19 protein-coding genes are annotated in these 16,604 nt (G+C 29.7%); 11 read left to right on the forward strand and 8 right to left on the reverse strand.

Annotated elements, in window-relative coordinates:
- The first annotated feature begins 38 nt into the window (after positions 1–38).
- The 4 genes from HXZ74_RS01140 to HXZ74_RS01155 all read left to right on the forward strand — a co-directional run bounded on the left by HXZ74_RS01140 (position 39) and on the right by HXZ74_RS01155 (position 5,412).
- Complete coding sequence (locus HXZ74_RS01140) at positions 39–1,448, forward strand: aldehyde dehydrogenase family protein (RefSeq protein ID WP_286473445.1); 1,410 nt, start codon at positions 39–41, stop codon at positions 1,446–1,448.
- Between the two features lie 77 nt (positions 1,449–1,525).
- On the forward strand, positions 1,526–1,933 hold the full coding sequence (locus HXZ74_RS01145; protein ID WP_038334449.1) for an RrF2 family transcriptional regulator: 408 nt from the start codon (positions 1,526–1,528) through the stop codon (positions 1,931–1,933).
- A 111-nt stretch (positions 1,934–2,044) separates the two neighbouring features.
- Positions 2,045–3,352 (forward strand): tRNA lysidine(34) synthetase TilS, encoded by a 1,308-nt coding sequence (gene tilS / locus HXZ74_RS01150; protein WP_115000629.1) that lies wholly within the window; start codon positions 2,045–2,047, stop codon positions 3,350–3,352.
- On the forward strand, positions 3,346–5,412 hold the full coding sequence (locus HXZ74_RS01155) for a protein-disulfide reductase DsbD family protein (RefSeq protein ID WP_286473447.1): 2,067 nt from the start codon (positions 3,346–3,348) through the stop codon (positions 5,410–5,412). The genes tilS and HXZ74_RS01155 overlap by 7 nt, the downstream gene beginning before the upstream one ends.
- Positions 5,413–5,653: 241 nt before the next feature.
- Here the strand turns inward: HXZ74_RS01155 and HXZ74_RS01160 are convergent, their stop codons facing one another.
- The 3 genes from HXZ74_RS01160 to HXZ74_RS01170 all read right to left on the reverse strand — a co-directional run bounded on the left by HXZ74_RS01160 (position 5,654) and on the right by HXZ74_RS01170 (position 7,962).
- Positions 5,654–5,917: a hypothetical protein gene (locus tag HXZ74_RS01160; protein ID WP_280061400.1), complete on the reverse strand. Its 264-nt coding sequence runs from the start codon at positions 5,915–5,917 to the stop codon at positions 5,654–5,656.
- Positions 5,905–6,999, reverse strand: coding sequence for a hypothetical protein (locus tag HXZ74_RS01165; RefSeq protein ID WP_286473448.1), 1,095 nt, complete (start codon positions 6,997–6,999; stop codon positions 5,905–5,907). The genes HXZ74_RS01160 and HXZ74_RS01165 overlap by 13 nt, the downstream gene beginning before the upstream one ends.
- A gap of 123 nt (positions 7,000–7,122) precedes the next feature.
- Positions 7,123–7,962 (reverse strand): aldo/keto reductase, encoded by an 840-nt coding sequence (locus HXZ74_RS01170; protein ID WP_286473449.1) that lies wholly within the window; start codon positions 7,960–7,962, stop codon positions 7,123–7,125.
- A gap of 168 nt (positions 7,963–8,130) precedes the next feature.
- Between HXZ74_RS01170 and HXZ74_RS01175 the strand changes: the two genes are divergently transcribed.
- From HXZ74_RS01175 to HXZ74_RS01185, 4 genes are read left to right on the forward strand one after another with little or no spacing between them, the layout of a single operon-like run.
- Positions 8,131–8,433 (forward strand): hypothetical protein, encoded by a 303-nt coding sequence (locus HXZ74_RS01175; RefSeq protein WP_286473452.1) that lies wholly within the window; start codon positions 8,131–8,133, stop codon positions 8,431–8,433.
- A gap of 6 nt (positions 8,434–8,439) precedes the next feature.
- Positions 8,440–8,925: a DUF1493 family protein gene (locus tag HXZ74_RS01180; protein WP_286473454.1), complete on the forward strand. Its 486-nt coding sequence runs from the start codon at positions 8,440–8,442 to the stop codon at positions 8,923–8,925.
- A gap of 49 nt (positions 8,926–8,974) precedes the next feature.
- Complete coding sequence (locus HXZ74_RS17220; RefSeq protein ID WP_502875794.1) at positions 8,975–9,682, forward strand: WYL domain-containing protein; 708 nt, start codon at positions 8,975–8,977, stop codon at positions 9,680–9,682.
- Positions 9,568–9,837 carry a WCX domain-containing protein gene (locus HXZ74_RS01185; protein ID WP_502875796.1) on the forward strand — a complete coding sequence of 90 codons (270 nt, stop codon included), beginning with the start codon at positions 9,568–9,570 and terminating at the stop codon, positions 9,835–9,837. Before HXZ74_RS17220 ends, HXZ74_RS01185 begins: the two co-directional genes overlap by 115 nt.
- Positions 9,838–9,839: 2 nt before the next feature.
- On the opposite strand, the gene HXZ74_RS01190 is transcribed toward HXZ74_RS01185, so the two are convergent.
- From HXZ74_RS01190 to HXZ74_RS01210, 5 genes are all read right to left on the reverse strand, one after another.
- Positions 9,840–10,157, reverse strand: a complete 318-nt coding sequence (locus HXZ74_RS01190; protein ID WP_115000617.1) for a hypothetical protein — start codon at positions 10,155–10,157, stop codon at positions 9,840–9,842.
- Positions 10,158–10,169: 12 nt separating this feature from the next.
- Entirely contained in the window at positions 10,170–11,219 is a 1,050-nt protein-coding gene (locus HXZ74_RS01195; protein ID WP_286473455.1) for a hypothetical protein, read from the reverse strand.
- Between the two features lie 136 nt (positions 11,220–11,355).
- Entirely contained in the window at positions 11,356–12,255 is a 900-nt protein-coding gene (locus HXZ74_RS01200; RefSeq protein ID WP_115000614.1) for a hypothetical protein, read from the reverse strand.
- 124 nt (positions 12,256–12,379) lie between these two features.
- Positions 12,380–13,531 carry an FAD-dependent monooxygenase gene (locus HXZ74_RS01205; protein ID WP_286473456.1) on the reverse strand — a complete coding sequence of 384 codons (1,152 nt, stop codon included), beginning with the start codon at positions 13,529–13,531 and terminating at the stop codon, positions 12,380–12,382.
- A gap of 96 nt (positions 13,532–13,627) precedes the next feature.
- A complete protein-coding gene (locus tag HXZ74_RS01210; RefSeq protein ID WP_286473457.1) occupies positions 13,628–15,010 on the reverse strand; it encodes a dipeptidase in 1,383 nt (460 codons plus the stop codon).
- A 111-nt stretch (positions 15,011–15,121) separates the two neighbouring features.
- On the opposite strand from HXZ74_RS01210, the gene HXZ74_RS01215 reads away from it, so the two are divergent.
- The 3 genes from HXZ74_RS01215 (at position 15,122) to HXZ74_RS01225 (ending at position 16,592) form a co-directional block, all read left to right on the forward strand.
- Positions 15,122–15,436: a DUF4286 family protein gene (locus HXZ74_RS01215; RefSeq protein ID WP_280050922.1), complete on the forward strand. Its 315-nt coding sequence runs from the start codon at positions 15,122–15,124 to the stop codon at positions 15,434–15,436.
- Between the two features lie 311 nt (positions 15,437–15,747).
- Positions 15,748–16,185, forward strand: coding sequence for a hypothetical protein (locus tag HXZ74_RS01220; RefSeq protein ID WP_280048881.1), 438 nt, complete (start codon positions 15,748–15,750; stop codon positions 16,183–16,185).
- Positions 16,182–16,592: a hypothetical protein gene (locus HXZ74_RS01225; RefSeq protein ID WP_280048879.1), complete on the forward strand. Its 411-nt coding sequence runs from the start codon at positions 16,182–16,184 to the stop codon at positions 16,590–16,592. The genes HXZ74_RS01220 and HXZ74_RS01225 overlap by 4 nt, the downstream gene beginning before the upstream one ends.
- Positions 16,593–16,604 lie beyond the last annotated feature (12 nt).

A 16,604-nucleotide genomic window follows, 5' to 3' on the forward strand; every position in this document is an offset into this window, starting at 1 on the left:
CTCAAAATAGTAGTAAATTAACGTTCAAATTTTTTCATGTGTCAGATTTTAAAACGAAAATAGATGAGATTTATGATAAGCAATGTGAGAATAAAGCAAATATTCGTCATCTTACTGTTTATCAGCGGAAAGAAAGTTTGAAAAACTTAGAAAATTCAATTCTAAATCATCGTGCTGAAATAGAAGAAGCATTGTTTTTGGATTTAAGAAAATCTAAAATTGAAGCTGATTCTACCGAAATATTTCCAGTTTTAGCTGAAATTCGATTATTTCGAAAGAATTTGAATTGTTGGACAAAAACGAAATCAGTTTCAAGTAATCTACTTTTTTTCGGTTCAAAAGCGCAAATTCAACCGGAAGCTTTGGGAAATTGTTTGATTATTTCGCCTTGGAATTATCCTTTTCAATTGTGTTTAGTGCATTTGGTTGCTTGTATTTCGGCTGGAAATACAGCAATTCTTAAACCTTCGGAGTTTTGTCCAAATGTTTCAAAAGTTCTTAATAAAATTATTTCTGAAGTTTTTGAAGAAAATCATGTCGCTCTAGTTGAAGGAGAAATTGAGGAAACAACTTATTTGTTAACCAAAAAATTTAATCATATTCATTTTACAGGTTCGCCAAAAGTGGGTAAAATTGTGATGCAAGCAGGAGCAAAGCATCTTTCTTCGGTAACGTTGGAGTTAGGAGGAAAGTCGCCTTTGATTATTGATGGAACAATTCCGATGCAAGAAATTGTAGAAAAAGCAATTTGGGGAAAGTTGATAAATTTTGGTCAAACATGTATTGCGCCAGATTATATTTTGATAAAGGAAGAATTTCAAACTCAATTTATAAAAACGTTTATTGAACACATAGAAAAAGTCTTTGGAAAAGATCCTTCTCAATCGAAAGATTTGGCGAGAATTTTAAATCTTCAAAATTATAATCGATTAAAAAGCTTGATTGAAAATGCAATAGAAAATGGTGCAAATTGTCCTTTCGGAAATGAATACATCGAAGCTGAATTGTACATTAAACCAAGTTTATTGACAGATGTTCCAATAAATGTAATAATCAATGAAGAAGAAATATTTGGACCAATTTTTCCGATTTATACATTTAAAGAAATAAATGAAGTAATTGAATTTATCAATCAGAAAGAAAAGCCTTTAGCTTTATATATTTTTTCGAAAGATTCTATTTTTATTGATAAAATTAAGAATGAAACTTCATCTGGTTCTGTGGTAATTAACGAAACATTAGTACACGTTTTACATCCAAATTTGCCTTTTGGTGGAGTTAATAATTCTGGAATTGGAGCTTCAACAGGTTATGCAGGTTTCAAAGATTTTTCGCATATGAAACCGATCTTAAAAGTCAATCGGTTTTTGTCACCATCAAAATTTCTCAATTATCCCTATAATTCTACAACTCAAAAGGTAATTGATTTTTTGATGAAATATTTTTAAATCTCGGTTCAACGATTTAATTTTATATTTGTTTTATACAACAATCAACGTTATTTTTGTAGTTAAATCTTATAGAATTGTTATCAAAAAAGACAAAATACGGACTAAAAGCGATGGCTCATTTGGCCAGACAAGAAAGTAACAAACCAGTTTTAATCGGACAAATTTCTGAAACAGAAGTTATTCCAAAAAAATTCTTGGAGGCTATTTTATTGGATTTAAAAAAGTTAGGTTTCGTTAATTCGAAACAAGGAAAAGGAGGCGGATATTATTTGGCGCGCGATGCGAAAGATATCAGTTTAGCTTCTTTGATTCGTGTTTTAGAAGGACCAATCGCGCTTTTGCCTTGTGTAAGTAAAAATTACTATGAAAAATGTGATGATTGCCCTAACGAAGGCGTTTGTACATTGAATAAAGTGATGGTTGAATTGAGAGATTCGACTTTAGAAATTCTTGAAAATAAATCTTTAGAAAGTTTAAAATAAATCTTTAGCCTGAGTTTTTCAGGCTTTTTTATTGGAAAATTTTATAAGAACGAAGAAAAAAAGTATAACTCTTTTTCGAGAATTCTTCCTAATTTCGAACATTTATATTTCATGAAAAATAAATCTATACAACAAGAGTTTAAAGAACTTTTAGATCAACATTTTTTTTCTACGCATCGCTATTTATTGGCGATTAGTGGCGGAATTGATAGCATGGTTTTGTTAGATTTATTTCGTCAAACTGCTGCAAATTTTCAGGTTGCACATTGTAATTTTCAGTTGCGTGAAGAAGACGCAAATGGTGATGAAATGTTTGTGAGAGAATATTGCGGAAAATATAATATTCCATTTCATTCAGTTCGTTTTGATGTTGCGGCTTATCAGAAAACAGGAAATTATTCGGTCGAAATGGCTTGTCGAAATTTGCGTTATGAGTGGTTTGAGCAAGTTCAACAACAAAATCGTTTGGATGTTTTGGTGACAGCACATCATTTGGATGATAATATCGAAACATTTTTGATTAATCTTTCTCGTGGAACAGGTTTGAAAGGTTTGGTCGGAATGCAAATTGATAATGGTAAAATCTTTCGTCCACTTTTGAGTTTCACGAAAAATGATTTGTTGGAATATGCAAAATCAAATGAAATCAATTGGCGAGAAGATTATACGAATGCGACGGATGATTATACCAGAAATAAGATTCGTCATTACATTACACCAATCCTAAAAGAGCTTCATCCGCAATTTGATGAGAATTTTTTGTCAAGTTTAAATCATATCAACGATAATTATCAAATTGTACAAAATAAAGTTGAAGAAATTAGAAGTAATTTATTTTCAGGAGATAATCCGATTGAAATTGAAATTTCAGCATTAAAAAAACTTCAACCATTAGAAACTTTTTTGCATTATTTGTTCGAAAAATATGGATTTTCGTCAAGCAAAGAAATTTTGAAATTTTTGGATGCAGAAACGGGAAGTGAAATAAAATCAGCAACTTATCGATTAATTAAAAATCGAGAAAATTTATTGTTGCAAAAAATAGAAAAAGAAAATGAAGATGAATTAACGATTTTTGATGAGTTAATTGAAATCAATTCGTTAAATTTGAAGTTCGTGAAATCGATAAATCCACACGAAAACGCTACTGAAATAGTAGACTTTACATCAATTTTGTTTCCGCTTAAACTTAGAAAAGTGAAAGAGGGAGATTTCTTTTATCCAATTGGAATGAAAGGTCAAAAAAAATTGTTGAGTAAGTTTATGAAAGATTTGAAACTTTCTAAGTTAGAAAAAGAGAAGGTTTGGTTGCTTTGTGACCAAAAAGATCAGATTATTTGGGTAGTAAATCATCGTTTGGATGAACGTTTCAAAACGACAGAAACAAGTAAAAACTTTTTAAACATTACAGTATGTTAAAGAAACTTTGGATACTTTTTTTGTTTCCAATTTTAGTCAACGCACAATTATTTAGTCCTGCAAAATGGTCGAGTTCGGTGAAGGAGGTTGGACAAAATGAGTTTGAAATCGAGGTAACAGGAAAAATTGATAAAGGTTGGCACCTTTATTCAATGAAACATCCTGATGGAGGAATTGGAATTCCAGCAAGTGCATCATTTAAACCAGCTGCAAATGCAAAATTGGTTGGAGGTGCGCGAGAAATTGGAAAACGTATAGATAAATACAGCCAAATTTTTGAACAAGATGAAAAATATTACGAAAATCAAGTAAAATTTGTTCAAAAAGTGAAAGTTTCGGGTGATAAACCTGTAAATGTATCGTACACAATCGAATTTCAGATGTGTGATGCCGAACGTTGTTTGCCACCAGATGAAACAAGCGGAACGATAAAATTAACGCCTTCTGCAAAAGTTGAAGAGACGAAAGAAGAGGCAAAGCCAGTAGATGCTACAGAAGCAAAAGATACAGTTGCCGTAACTGAAATTACGCAAGATTCTGTTCAAGATGATTCTACAGCAGTTGTTGCTGCAACACAAGATACGATCAAAAAAGTTGATGATTCTTTATTAGCAGATAACGAAAAGAAAGATAATGGTTTATTGAAAATCTTTTCTTTAGGATTTTTAGGAGGATTAGCGGCGTTATTAATGCCTTGTATTTTCCCAATGATTCCTTTGACAGTAAGTATGTTTACAAAACAAAGTAAATCGAAAGGAGAAGGAGTTGGAAAGGCTTTTATTTATGGATTATCAATTATTGTTATTTATGTTGCATTAGGTTTATTGGCGACAGTTATTTTTGGACCATCTGTCCTAAATGAAATGTCAACAAATCCGTGGGTAAATTTAGCTTTCTTTGCAATTTTTATTGTATTTGCAATTTCATTCTTCGGAGCTTTCGAATTGACATTACCAAGTAAATGGGTAAATGCAGCTGATAAAGGTGCTGATAAAGGTGGATTAATTGGTATCTTCTTTATGGCATTCACATTAGCATTAGTTTCATTTTCTTGTACAGGACCAATTATCGGTTCGTTATTAGTTCAAGCGACGCAAGGAGGAAACTATTATTCGTTAATCGTAGGAATGTTCGGATTCTCTTTAGCATTAGCTATTCCATTTACATTATTTGCGATGTTCCCAGGATGGTTAAATTCAATGCCAAAATCAGGAGGATGGTTAAATACAATCAAAGTTTCTTTAGGATTTATTGAATTAGCTTTTGCCTTAAAATTCTTATCAAATGCTGATTTAGTTTGGCAAATGAACTGGTTACCAAGAGAAATTTTCTTAGCATTTTGGATTGCAATTTTTATCTTCTTAGGATTATATCTTTTAGGAAAATTTAGATTAGAATTAGATTCACCAGTACAAACTATAGGTGTTCCGAGAATGTTATTTGCATTGGTTTCAGTATCATTTGCGATTTACATGATTCCTGGTTTATGGGGTGGACCATTAAAATTATTAAGTGGTTTAACACCTCCAATGACTTATTCTGAAGCGACTCGAGGTTTTCACGAAGGTGTAGGCGGTGGACAAGCGACAGCTAAATTTGATGATCCTAATATGGTTGCTGGACCTCATGGAATTCCTGCATTCAAAGATTTCGATCAGGCTGCGGCTTATGCAACGAAAGTTGGAAAACCAATGTTGTTAGATTTCACTGGGCATGCGTGTGCAAACTGTCGTAAAGTTGAAGAACGTGTTTGGAGCGATGAGCGTGTGAAAAAGATTCTGGCTGAAGATGTTGTTTTAGTTTCGTTATATGTTGATGAAGCAAAAGAATTACCAGAAGATCAAAAAGTATTTTCGAAAGCGTTAGGTCGTAATTTGAAAACAGTAGGTAATAAATGGACTTCTTTCGAGATTGAACATTTTAATGCAAATGCGCAACCTTATTATATTTTGGTTGATAAAGATTTGAATCGTTTCTCAAAACCTTTAGAAGCTGAACTTGATGTAGAAGTTTACTTAAAATGGTTACGAGATGGAATCGCGAAGTATAAAGCGAAATAATTATTTTGTCCCGTCCTGAAAAATATATACAATTTTTCAGAGATTAAATACATAAATTAAACAGTAGTAGCTAACAAGTTGCTACTGTTTTTATTTTATATTCATTTAAGTAAAATTGAAATTCATCTTCAACCAAAATCAGAAGCTGAGCAAGCTATTTTTATCAGCAAAACGCAGATTAATAGTTGGATGGATTGGATGAATAGATAAAAAAAATCTCACATTTGTGAGATTTTTTAGTTTATAAATTTTCCAACATCAAGATAATTTCACTTTCGATGCGTTTTATCATTTCAGGCGAAATTTCGATTTGATGTTTTACATTTTCGATGGTATTGTACGTCAATTCTCCCGTTTTCAAATTCAAATTATATTCAATTTGTCCTTCCCAAGAATTACTCGATTCGTAAAATGAAACTATTTCAAAAGGTAATCTTGGCAAAAGTTCACCAAAATGTTCTTCTAAATTGATTCTATTTTCTTGATTAATTGTTAGTTTTTCCATGATTTAATAATCATTGCATTAGCAGAAGTTTCGTAGAAAATAATCGCTAATAATTGTAAAAATTCAGCATGATTTAGCTTTCCAGCAACCACTTCATCAATATCTGCCTCGTAATATTCTTCAATTGTTTTAGTCATCAAGGCTTTAAAATTCTCTAACGGAATATTTTGATCTTTCAATTCATTTAATAAATAATTATCCGAAGCTAAAAAGTCTGCACGTGTCCCGAAAATTGGAGATTTACGAATATTTAATGCATTATGAAAAGTTTGCGAAATCAAAACGCCACGTTCCAATTCTTCAAATTCCCAACCTTTACGAACTCTTCTCGGGTTATTTTCATAAAAAATATGGTTGTGAAAAGCGTGAATATGTTTAGCAATATCCGTGTTGGTATGTAAATAAAGGAACTGCAAAATCGAACTAAACAAATGGTTTGCGTTCAGATTTGTTGGATAATATGTGTACAATAATGGATAATGAAACAATGTTGTGTACAACGGTGAAAAACTATCAATAATATTTAAATTCAATACATTTATTCCTTCAAAATCTACTTTCTGATTCGTTTGATAATAATTAATTCCAGCCAAATAAATATCCTCATAACTCAATTCAAACTGATTAAGATACGCTCCAATCTGTTTGAAAAAAGAGGTATTTAAGTTATGATTTGTAATTAATTTATATTGTTTATTTTCAAATTCTCCAATAAAATCTAACTTAAACTCAGACTTTAAATTATCATTGATAACTTTATCAAAATCAAATGATTTCTTTCTAATTACATTAACGTAAATTTCTTTGTATGTATAAATAATTTGCTTGATTGGTGCTGTGTCTAAAGCTTCAAAAGGGTTGATGTCAGCATTTGGCGTAGCATACAACGTAATCAAACGACGAAATTCTTGCTGAATCTTTTCTTCTTCCGCAAACATATTCATCAATTGATTGGTGTTCGCAGCAATAATACTTTCACCTAAAAAAAATAAAATACCAGCTTTCAAATCTTCATCAAAACCACATCTTTCAAGGGTTTGATCAAAATAAGTTTTGAATGGATTTTCAGGATTTTGGCTCATATCGAATAATTTTATTATATCATTTAAAAAAGTAAAAGTATTGATTTTTTGAAGATTTAAAACGAAAAAACCTCTGTAAAACAGAGGTTTTTAAAATTTATTTTAGTGAATTCGTTTAACTTGTTAAAATTCAACCATTGAAGGATTCAATCCAGAAAAACCATCTGCAGGCATTTCATCAATCGCTTTTACATCTTCAGCACTCAATTTAAAATTATTTGAAGTTAAATTTGCTTCAATATTTTTTTCTGAAGAGGAGCGAGGAAGCGGTAAAATTTCTTTCGCCAAACAATAATTAATACAAATTTGACCAACCGAAACATTGTATTTATCCGACAAAGAAACAATTAATTCGTTCTCTAAAATTCTTCCTGAACCTAGTGGACTCCATGCTTCAACCAACAAATCGTGTTGTTTACAAAAATCGACCAATTCTGGCTGTGAATGCCCTGGATGAATCTCAATTTGATTAACCATTGGTTTGATTTCAGCCGTTTCAAATAAAGCTTCCAAATGATTGATATTAAAATTACTTACACCAATTGACTTTGCTTTTCCAGATTTGTAAATTTCCTCGAAAGCTCGCCAAGTTCCAGCATTCAATTCTGCCCAAGTATCAGGAAATTGCGTTTCATTTGCAGGCCAATGAATCAAATATAAATCCAAATAATCGGTTTGTAAATCAGCTAAAGTTTGCTCAAATGCAGCCATTGCTTTTTCGTATCCACGCTCAGAATTCCAACATTTAGACGTTATAAATAATTTGCTACGATCTACATTTTCAGCTTTGAGAACAGCGCCAATTTCTTTTTCATTTTTGTAGATTGCTGCTGTGTCAATATGAGTATATCCTTTTTCTAACGCTATTTTTAGAGGTACTGTAACTTTTTCACCTTCTAATAACCATGTTCCAAATCCAATTGCAGGAATTTCGATTCCGTTTGATAGTTTAAAGTTTTCCATTTTTTCAATATTTATATATTCAAATTTATCTTAAAACAACCAATTTCAATAATTAGTAGACGTTAATTCTTATGTTAAAACTCATTTATAGAAATCTTAAATTTAATTGTTTGTTAATAAAATAGTTCTATATTTATTCTCGAAATGTGAATGGAAAAAATATAAAAAATGACACAATTTACAGGTACGATTGAGGATTTTATGAATACGCATGAAGAATTTATTAATGCTTTGATTCTGAAAAAAATCAATCAACAAGTTGTATTAGATAAAAAAGAAGAGGAAGAAATTCAGCAAAATGAATTTATTCAACAAAAATTAGAAGATTTGAAAGAACATATGACTGATTTGTTCGAAAATGAATTTGGTGATTGGGAAATTACAATGGATTTGGAATCTTTTGAGCAAGAATTTGACAAACATTTTCAAATTTCGAAGCAAGAATTAGAAGATAATGTGCTGTTGAAGTAGGCGATTATGGAAGAAAAACAGATTTTATATATAGATTTCGCAACTTTGAAACAATCGTATATAGAAGTTAAAAATTTTCTAGAAAAAACCACAAAAGAAAAAGTTGAAAATGTTGATGTTCTGATTGAGAAAGATTTATTTTTATCAGGATTAGATAATGAATCACTTTTGATAGAGTTTATAGAAAAATATGATATTGATTTTTCTAAATTTGATTATTCAAAACATTTTTTGTCAGAAGGAGAATTAGCAAATGGATTCCAAGTTCTATTCAATATGGTTTTACTTCCGTTATATTTTCTGTTTTGGTTAGTAAAAGAACTTACTTTTGATTTGATTAACTTAAATAAATATTTGATTAAGATTGTGAAATTATTTTCAACTAATCAAAGAGAAACTCTTGATATGAGTTTTGGAGATTTGTTAACTTCTTATCTCAATAAAAAATATACGTTAAGAAGTAATGTGAAATTTGTTTTACAAGATTCTTAGTGTAAAGATTGTGAGAAAAACAATACCTATAATCCGTATAATTCGATTGGTGCAATACATTAACGAATGCAATGTTAAGGAAATATTACCTCTTAAAAATGATATTATATCTCATATACAAAATCAGTTTCCTGATGAAATTTATAATGTACAGCTGTTTAATCGAGATAAGAAGAAAATACGTGAAGAGTTAGGGATTGATTTAAAATGTGATAAAGAAAATAAATATTATATTGATAATTCAGATCAAGTTGGTTTGCTTGAATCTTCTTTAGATTATTATGAGATGTTTTCTATTTTAACTCAAGCGAATGCTTTACCCGGTATTTTTTTGATTTCGGATAGAAAACCATTGGGATTAAATCAAATTAACGATGTTGTTTCTCATATCAATAATAAACATGTTATTCAGTTTAGTTACTCAAAATATGATACAAATGAGACAGAAGTTCGTATTATTGAGCCTTTAGCAATAAAAGAAAGCAAAGAACGCTGGTATATTATTGGAATGATCATCAGTCGAATAAAGGTTTACGAGCTTTTGGTTTTGACCGAATTTCTGCTGTTACTTATTTTGGAATCAATTTCTCTCCGAAATATTCAATTGATGAAATTAAGGCTAAATATGACTCTTTATTTGCGATGTTTGTCGCCGAAGATAAAGAAGCAGAGGAGATTGTATTGGAGTTTGATCAACGAGATGGAAATTATATCAATAGTTTTCCTATTCATCATTCTCAAGTTATTGAAACTATAGAAAATGGTGTTCGTGTAACTTTAAAATTAAAAACCACGCCCGATTTTATCATGGAAATCATATCACGAGCATGGAGTTTAAAAGTAATTAAGCCAGTTGGTTTACGTCTAGAAGTTGCTAAAATTTTGAAAGATGCTCTTTTGAGAAATCAATAGAATTATTTAATCTTTTCATATTCAAACAAAATGAATTCTGAAACAGGTTTCCATAAAACAACTTTCCCATTGATGATATGGAATACTTTTGCATGATTTTTTTCACCGAAATTTACCATTTGATTGAAATTTCCATCAAAATTCACAAATTCTTCACATTCATATTTCAATCGATTTCTCGAAATAGGTTTTCCTTCCTTGTGTAATTCTAAATATTTAAAAAGGATTAAACTATTGATTTGAGTTTCTCCTTCTCGAAACCATTTTGGAACTCTTCTTTTTACCTTTTTTATTTCTTGTTCAATTTTATCTATTAACATACTCTTATCTTTTTAGAAGTTTTGATTTAAATAAATTAATATTTCGTTTATGTCAGTTATACATTCTCTGTAACCATTTTCGCGATAATATAATTTGGTCGGAATTTTAGACAAAAAATGATCTTTTGGTTTGTAATGATCTACCAACAAACACAAGAATAATTCACCTTTTTTATTTTTACAATTAATCAATTTATACTCAATGTTTTTTAAAGATTTATGAAAATACATATTTGTAAAAAACGTATTAAATTCAGTTAAAAGTTGTGTCGTTTCTTTCTCATCATTTAACGAATCAATTTTTAGAGCAAGCAAACCACCAGAAGTATAAAATAGTGAAGAAGTATCTTTAAAAACTTCCTTAAAATCGAAATTCTCTAATTTGATAAAATCATCTTCATAATATCCAGAATAATATTCTTTAATTAGTTTATAAGGAAATATTTTTTTTGAATTAAAAACAGAAAATAATTTACCCCAATAAGAAGAATCAAAATGAATAGGAGTTTTTAGAATAGAAATAATTCGAGATTCTAATGATTCTTTGTTAATGAAATACCAAAAAGCAGAAATATCAATTTCTTCTGTATTTCGATGAATGCAAGTATCAACTATCGAATGAATGTAAACTTCTTTCACCAAACCGTTCAACATATCATCTAAAGATTGTTTCGAATAATTACCCAATTGATAAATTAATAATCGTTCATCATTTTTGATGTTTTCATGATTAGATTTATCAATAACAAGATAAATTTTAAGTCCATTATTTAATCTTTGATCTTTAAAAATCAAATGGCTAACAAAATAGGCTTGTAGATTATGCTCGAAGTTTGGTGTACGAGAATCATATCGAAATTGAGCATGATTTCTTACGCTTGATTCTTTCGTATTAACTACAACTTGTCCTTCTTGTTTTAGTATATTGATATAATTTCTTAAAAAAGAAAATGCATCTTTTCGGGCAACTAAAGGATCTTCGTTCTCAAACGAATTGATCGTTATTTCTTCTTTGTTTTGATCGAAAACTGTTTCGACTTCGTAATGAAATTTTAACTTCATAATATGTTTGTTTATTATTATGAAGCAAACTTATAACCTATGTACTATCAGATAATGATAGTGGTCGAAAAATAGTTTATAAAAAATAGAAAACCCCAGCTAAGCTGGGGTTTATTTATAGATTTTTATTTAACGTTTAATTAAAAAAATATCCTAAAAACTCTTTGGTTGAATTAGAGTTACTCATAATGTTTGCTATTTCAGTACAATCATTACAATATTTAATAGCTTCATTTTTAGGCATTTTTTCAGTTCCAGGATATAGAAAAGCTATATAAGAAACATTTTCATCTTTTAATAATGCAATTCTAGAAACAAATTTTTTAGCAATACTATCTGCTCGATGAGGATCAAGCTCAATAACAATACTTTTATTTTCATTATGATTGAATCCATAGATATCAATACTATCTTTTCTTAGACTAGAAGGCATATATTCTTTTTTCCAATTGTAACTTGGTAATTTAGATGATATAAATTGAAATAATTCTTCTTGTAAATTATTCACGATTAATTTTAATTCTGAACTGTTATTTTGTGGACGATTAAAGTCAAATATAAATTCATTTAAGATTTTTTCTAATTGAATATCTTCTTTGGTATCATCTAATTTAGCTTCAGTATGAATTCGAATTTTATTTTGATTTACTTTTTGAAAAGAATATTTTGTTTTAAAGAATAATTTTTTAGTATCATTTCCTCCTTTAGCACCAGGTTTTTGTCCTTTCAAACTAACAGCTTCATTTAATTTTTTTTCAAATTCTTCAATATCAATCTTATTAAAATCAAATTTAGTTGTATTGTTGATACAAATTAGACGCTCTGATAGGTTTTTATACGTTGAATTTCTTGAAGCAATATATATTTCTACTTCTGTTTCATTAGTTTGTTGTAATATATTTAGAATGTATCGACGTAATAATTTATAATCTGGATTACGATAATTATCTGAGTTTTTAGATCCTCCTCTCGATTCTAAAACAATACCTTCCATTCCCTCGTATTGTTCATTATATATAAACTGATTTTTTTCCATAATTCTATAAAAATTAAATTAATATTTAATAACGATTAAATATAGTTGTATTAATTATATAAACATAGAATTGTACACGATATTTTTTGAGAATGAAATAGAATTTATTTTAATATTAATAACTCTAAACCCTCATGAAATCTTCTTCCAATAAGTCTTCTAAAGGACTTTGCATCAAAGATTGTGGTAAATTTCGGAAAGCAAAATTTCGGAGATTCATTAAGAACTTATTGTCAACTTGAGCAACTTTTCCAGCCAATCGAGAAGTGTCAATAATATAATGTGTACGTTTCAAACGGCGTAAATTGTAATGTTCAAAAGCTAACAAAACATCAGTATCTTTTTTGATTAATTCATCATACAAAACACAAACATCTTCCACTGCCATGCATGCGCCTTGTCCCATGTTTGGTGTGGTTGCGTGTGCTGCATCTCCAATTAACAATACACGATTAAATGCATAATTATTAATCGGTTTTATGTCCATAATTGGCGTAGCAATTATACTTTCTGGATTTGTTTTTTGTAAAGTATTTCTGATTTGTCCCGAATAATCTTTGAATTGATTTTTAATATCACTCAACGTATAGTTGTAAACTTCAGAATTTAGTTTTGTATTGACACAAGCATACCAATAAATTTGATGATTGATAAGAGGTGTCAAACCAAAACGACCATTTGGACCCCATGTTTCGATACTTTTCTTTGAGTTGTATGATTTATCTTCTACAATAGCACGCCAACAAATATAACCCGCATAACGAGGCGTCGACTGTTTTAACAATTGTTGACGAATTATAGAATTTATTCCATCAGCACCAATCAAATAATCGCCTTCGGTAGAAGTTCCATCTTCAAAATGAAGCACAACTTTTTCAAAAGATTGTTCAAAGAATTTTATTTTTTTTGAAGTTTTAATTTTATTCGAATCAATTTTAGAAACTAAAAAATGATGTAAATCTGCACGATGAATGGCAAAATTTTCGTTGTTATAGTTTTTTCTCAATCGTTCGGTATCGGCTTTTAGAATTGTTTTTTCTTTCCAATCTTGAATTTCAAAATCTTCTAACATATGTCCCAAAGGCGCAACTTCTTCTGCTAAACCAAGAATTTCAAACGCTTTCATTGCATTAGAAGCCAAACCAAAACCAGCGCCAATTCCACGAACTTCTGACGAAGCCTCGAAAATTTCGTAGTCATAATTTAAGTCTTGCAAAGCTTTTGCTAAAGTTAAACCTGCAATTCCTGCACCAGCGATTAAGAATTTTTTACTCATTGATAAAAATAAAGTTCAAAATTAATCATTCTACTATAAACCAAAAAGAAAAGCGAATCAAATTGATTCGCTTTTCAGAAGTTATTTTGTCGAAAATTATTGTTCGTTAAAATATTTGTAGAAATATGGAATAGTTTCGATTCCTTTATAGAAATTGAATAAACCATAATGTTCGTTAGGAGAGTGGATAACGTCAGAGTTTAACCCGAATCCCATTAAAACAGATTTTGTTCCTAATTCTTCTTCGAATAAAGCAACAATTGGAATAGATCCACCAGCTCTTTCAGCTAATGCTTCTTTTTCAAAAGTTTCAGCTAAGGCTTTTTTAGCAGCGATAAAACCTGGATGATTTGTTGGTAAAATATAAGGTTTACCTCCGTGATGTGGTTTTACTTTAACTTCTACAGAAGATGGCGCTAATGTTGGGAAATAATCTGCAAATTGTTTTGTTACAACTTCTGGATCTTGTCCTGGAACCAAACGCATTGAGATTTTAGCATATGCATGAGAAGGAATAACAGTTTTAGCACCTTCGCCAATGTATCCTCCCCAAATTCCGTTTACATCTAAAGTAGGACGAATAGACGCTCGCTCGATTGTAGAAAAACCTTCTTCTCCTTGGATATCAGAGATACCGATAGATTTTTTGTATTCTTCAACATCAAATGGAATTTTTGCTAAATCAGCTCTTTCATCTTCAGTTAATTCAAGAATTGGCTCGTAGAAACCTGGAATTGTAATGTGACCTTTTTCATTGATTAATTTTCCAATCATTGTTGCTAAAACATTAATCGGATTTGGAACAGCCCCACCATAAACACCAGAGTGCATATCGCGATTAGCTCCTTTTACCTCAACTTCTACATAAGATAAGCCACGTAAACCAACTGAAATAGAAGGTTGTTCGTTTGAAATCATAGAAGTATCAGAAATCAAAATCACATCATTTTTTAATTTCTCTTTATTGTTTTTAACGAAATTTACTAATGAAGGAGAACCAACTTCTTCTTCACCTTCGATCATAAATTTAACGTTACAAGGTAATTCGTTTGATTTGTTTAAAGCCTCAAAAGCTTTAACGTGCATAAACATTTGACCTTTATCATCAGCAGAACCACGAGCAAAAATTGCTCCGTCAGGATGAATTTCTGTCTTTTTGATTACTGGCTCGTATGGTCCAGATTCCCATAATTCTAAAGGATCAGCTGGTTGTACATCGTAATGTCCGTAAACTAAAACAGTTGGTTTTGAAGCATCAACTATTTTTTCTCCGTAAACAACAGGAAATCCTTCTGTTTCGCATACTTCAACATTATCAGCACCTGCTTCTTTTAAATATTTTGCAACCATTTCGGCAGCATCATTTACGTCTTGTGTGTAGGCTGGATCAGCACTAACTGAAGGAATTTTAAGTAATTCGATTAATTCATCAAGAAAACGTTGTTTATTCTCTTGTATAAATTGTTGCGTATTGTTCATCTTTGTTTGTTATGAATAATAGGTAAATTTAAAAATAAAATCTTGATTAGACTTTCTTTTTCAAGAAAAATATAATGCGAAAACCTTTGTATCTTTGCAAAAAATTAGAGAATGATATTATATAATACAACTTTTATTGTTGAACAAGAGGTGCATGACGACTGGTTTGAGTGGATTCAGAAAGAGCATATTAATGATTATTTGAAATCAAATTGTTTTATAGGAGCTCGTTTAGGAAAAATAACTTCTCATGTTGAACCAGGAGCGGTTTCTTATTCGTTGCAATTATTTGTGAATGATGAATTGACTTTAGATAAATTCAAGAATAATTTTTTATCAGAAATTAAGCAAAAAAGTTTGCAAAAATATGCCACTAAAGTGCTAAGTTTCGAAAGTGAAATGGAACATATAGGAGATTTTAGTTGATAAAAAACTGTCTAAATTGACAGTTTTTATCAATAATCATATTCTGCTTCTTTTTTTTTCTTTTTTCTAAATTCAAGATACTTCTTTCTCAACTCTCCTTTTTGTAATAAATATTGAGCATATTCAATCAAAATATTTTTTCTGTAATTTTCTTTAAATTTTTAAGACAGATTTCTATTATATCTTCATGATACAGTCAATAGAGTAAATTGATGAAAACCAATAAGTAAAAATACTTCATTTGAGGTATTTTATTTCATTTATAATTGAAAGAAATTTACTTCAAATAAACTGGTTATAAATATTTCGTTATGAAAAAAATAATTATACTATTTGTGTTCGTTTTAGGAGTTGGAAGTGCGAAAGCACAAGATTTAAGCTTAAAAGAGAAGATTAAAATTTTGACTGAAAATAATTGGCGGCTTATTCGGTTAGAAGATCAAAATGGTAAAATGTACAGTCTGCCTGATGATTTGAGAAATAAAACACTAGTTTTAAATCCTCATAATAAAACCGCTTTTTTTTATCTTCCAAACTCGAACGAAGAGGTTTATATCTATGATGGTTATAAAATTACAGATGATAAAATTTTTATTGGAAAGGATTTTGTTTTGCAATATAAACTTGACAATTTGATTGGTGTTAAAATAAGAATTTGGGATCCTGACTATGAAGCTGATTGGGTTTGGATGGATATTCCGAAAGAAACAGATGCTGCATATTTAAAAAGTATAAATTATATCAAATGAAAAATTTATTGATATTAATTCTTTTGTTTTTCAGCTTTGTATGGGTAAATGCTCAAACAGAAGAACAAACACTCGAATGGTTGAATACAAAAAAAGCGGAAGTTTATGACGTTAGTTCTATCACAGTTCAGGAAGGAGCAAGGAGATTAGAAATTAACGGTGATATAATTCATGCTTATTCCGACAATGGAGCATATACGAAAATTAATTGGAGTGGAATAAAAGATGTATCCAAAAAAGATACAAAAAATCAAATTGTTGTTATTTCAAATACAATGTATAACGGGCTGAATACTTGTATATTTTTCAAAATAGATAATCCTGAATTAATAGAAAAATACATCAAAGCACTTCGTTATATGGCAACCTTAAAAGGAGCTAAAATGATCGATGATGATTTATTTTAATAAAAAATGCAG

Origin of the sequence: Empedobacter sp. R750 (assembly GCF_030324345.1) — a bacterium.
Taxonomy (GTDB): Bacteria; Bacteroidota; Bacteroidia; order Flavobacteriales; family Weeksellaceae; genus Empedobacter; species Empedobacter falsenii_C.

Bases quoted from the DNA above. Each gene is read 5' to 3' on its own strand.
- tilS (WP_115000629.1), top strand. From the start codon at position 2,045: ATGAAAAATAAATCTATACAACAAGAGTTTAAAGAACTTTTAGATCAA.
- HXZ74_RS01155 (WP_286473447.1), top strand. From the start codon at position 3,346: ATGTTAAAGAAACTTTGGATACTTTTTTTGTTTCCAATTTTAGTCAAC.
- HXZ74_RS01160 (WP_280061400.1), bottom strand. From the start codon at position 5,917: ATGGAAAAACTAACAATTAATCAAGAAAATAGAATCAATTTAGAAGAA.
- HXZ74_RS01165 (WP_286473448.1), bottom strand. From the start codon at position 6,999: ATGAGCCAAAATCCTGAAAATCCATTCAAAACTTATTTTGATCAAACC.
- HXZ74_RS01170 (WP_286473449.1), bottom strand. From the start codon at position 7,962: ATGGAAAACTTTAAACTATCAAACGGAATCGAAATTCCTGCAATTGGA.
- HXZ74_RS01175 (WP_286473452.1), top strand. From the start codon at position 8,131: ATGACACAATTTACAGGTACGATTGAGGATTTTATGAATACGCATGAA.
- HXZ74_RS01180 (WP_286473454.1), top strand. From the start codon at position 8,440: ATGGAAGAAAAACAGATTTTATATATAGATTTCGCAACTTTGAAACAA.
- HXZ74_RS01185 (WP_502875796.1), top strand. From the start codon at position 9,568: ATGTTTGTCGCCGAAGATAAAGAAGCAGAGGAGATTGTATTGGAGTTT.
- HXZ74_RS01190 (WP_115000617.1), bottom strand. From the start codon at position 10,157: ATGTTAATAGATAAAATTGAACAAGAAATAAAAAAGGTAAAAAGAAGA.
- HXZ74_RS01195 (WP_286473455.1), bottom strand. From the start codon at position 11,219: ATGAAGTTAAAATTTCATTACGAAGTCGAAACAGTTTTCGATCAAAAC.
- HXZ74_RS01200 (WP_115000614.1), bottom strand. From the start codon at position 12,255: ATGGAAAAAAATCAGTTTATATATAATGAACAATACGAGGGAATGGAA.
- HXZ74_RS01205 (WP_286473456.1), bottom strand. From the start codon at position 13,531: ATGAGTAAAAAATTCTTAATCGCTGGTGCAGGAATTGCAGGTTTAACT.
- HXZ74_RS01210 (WP_286473457.1), bottom strand. From the start codon at position 15,010: ATGAACAATACGCAACAATTTATACAAGAGAATAAACAACGTTTTCTT.
- HXZ74_RS01215 (WP_280050922.1), top strand. From the start codon at position 15,122: ATGATATTATATAATACAACTTTTATTGTTGAACAAGAGGTGCATGAC.
- HXZ74_RS01220 (WP_280048881.1), top strand. From the start codon at position 15,748: ATGAAAAAAATAATTATACTATTTGTGTTCGTTTTAGGAGTTGGAAGT.
- HXZ74_RS01225 (WP_280048879.1), top strand. From the start codon at position 16,182: ATGAAAAATTTATTGATATTAATTCTTTTGTTTTTCAGCTTTGTATGG.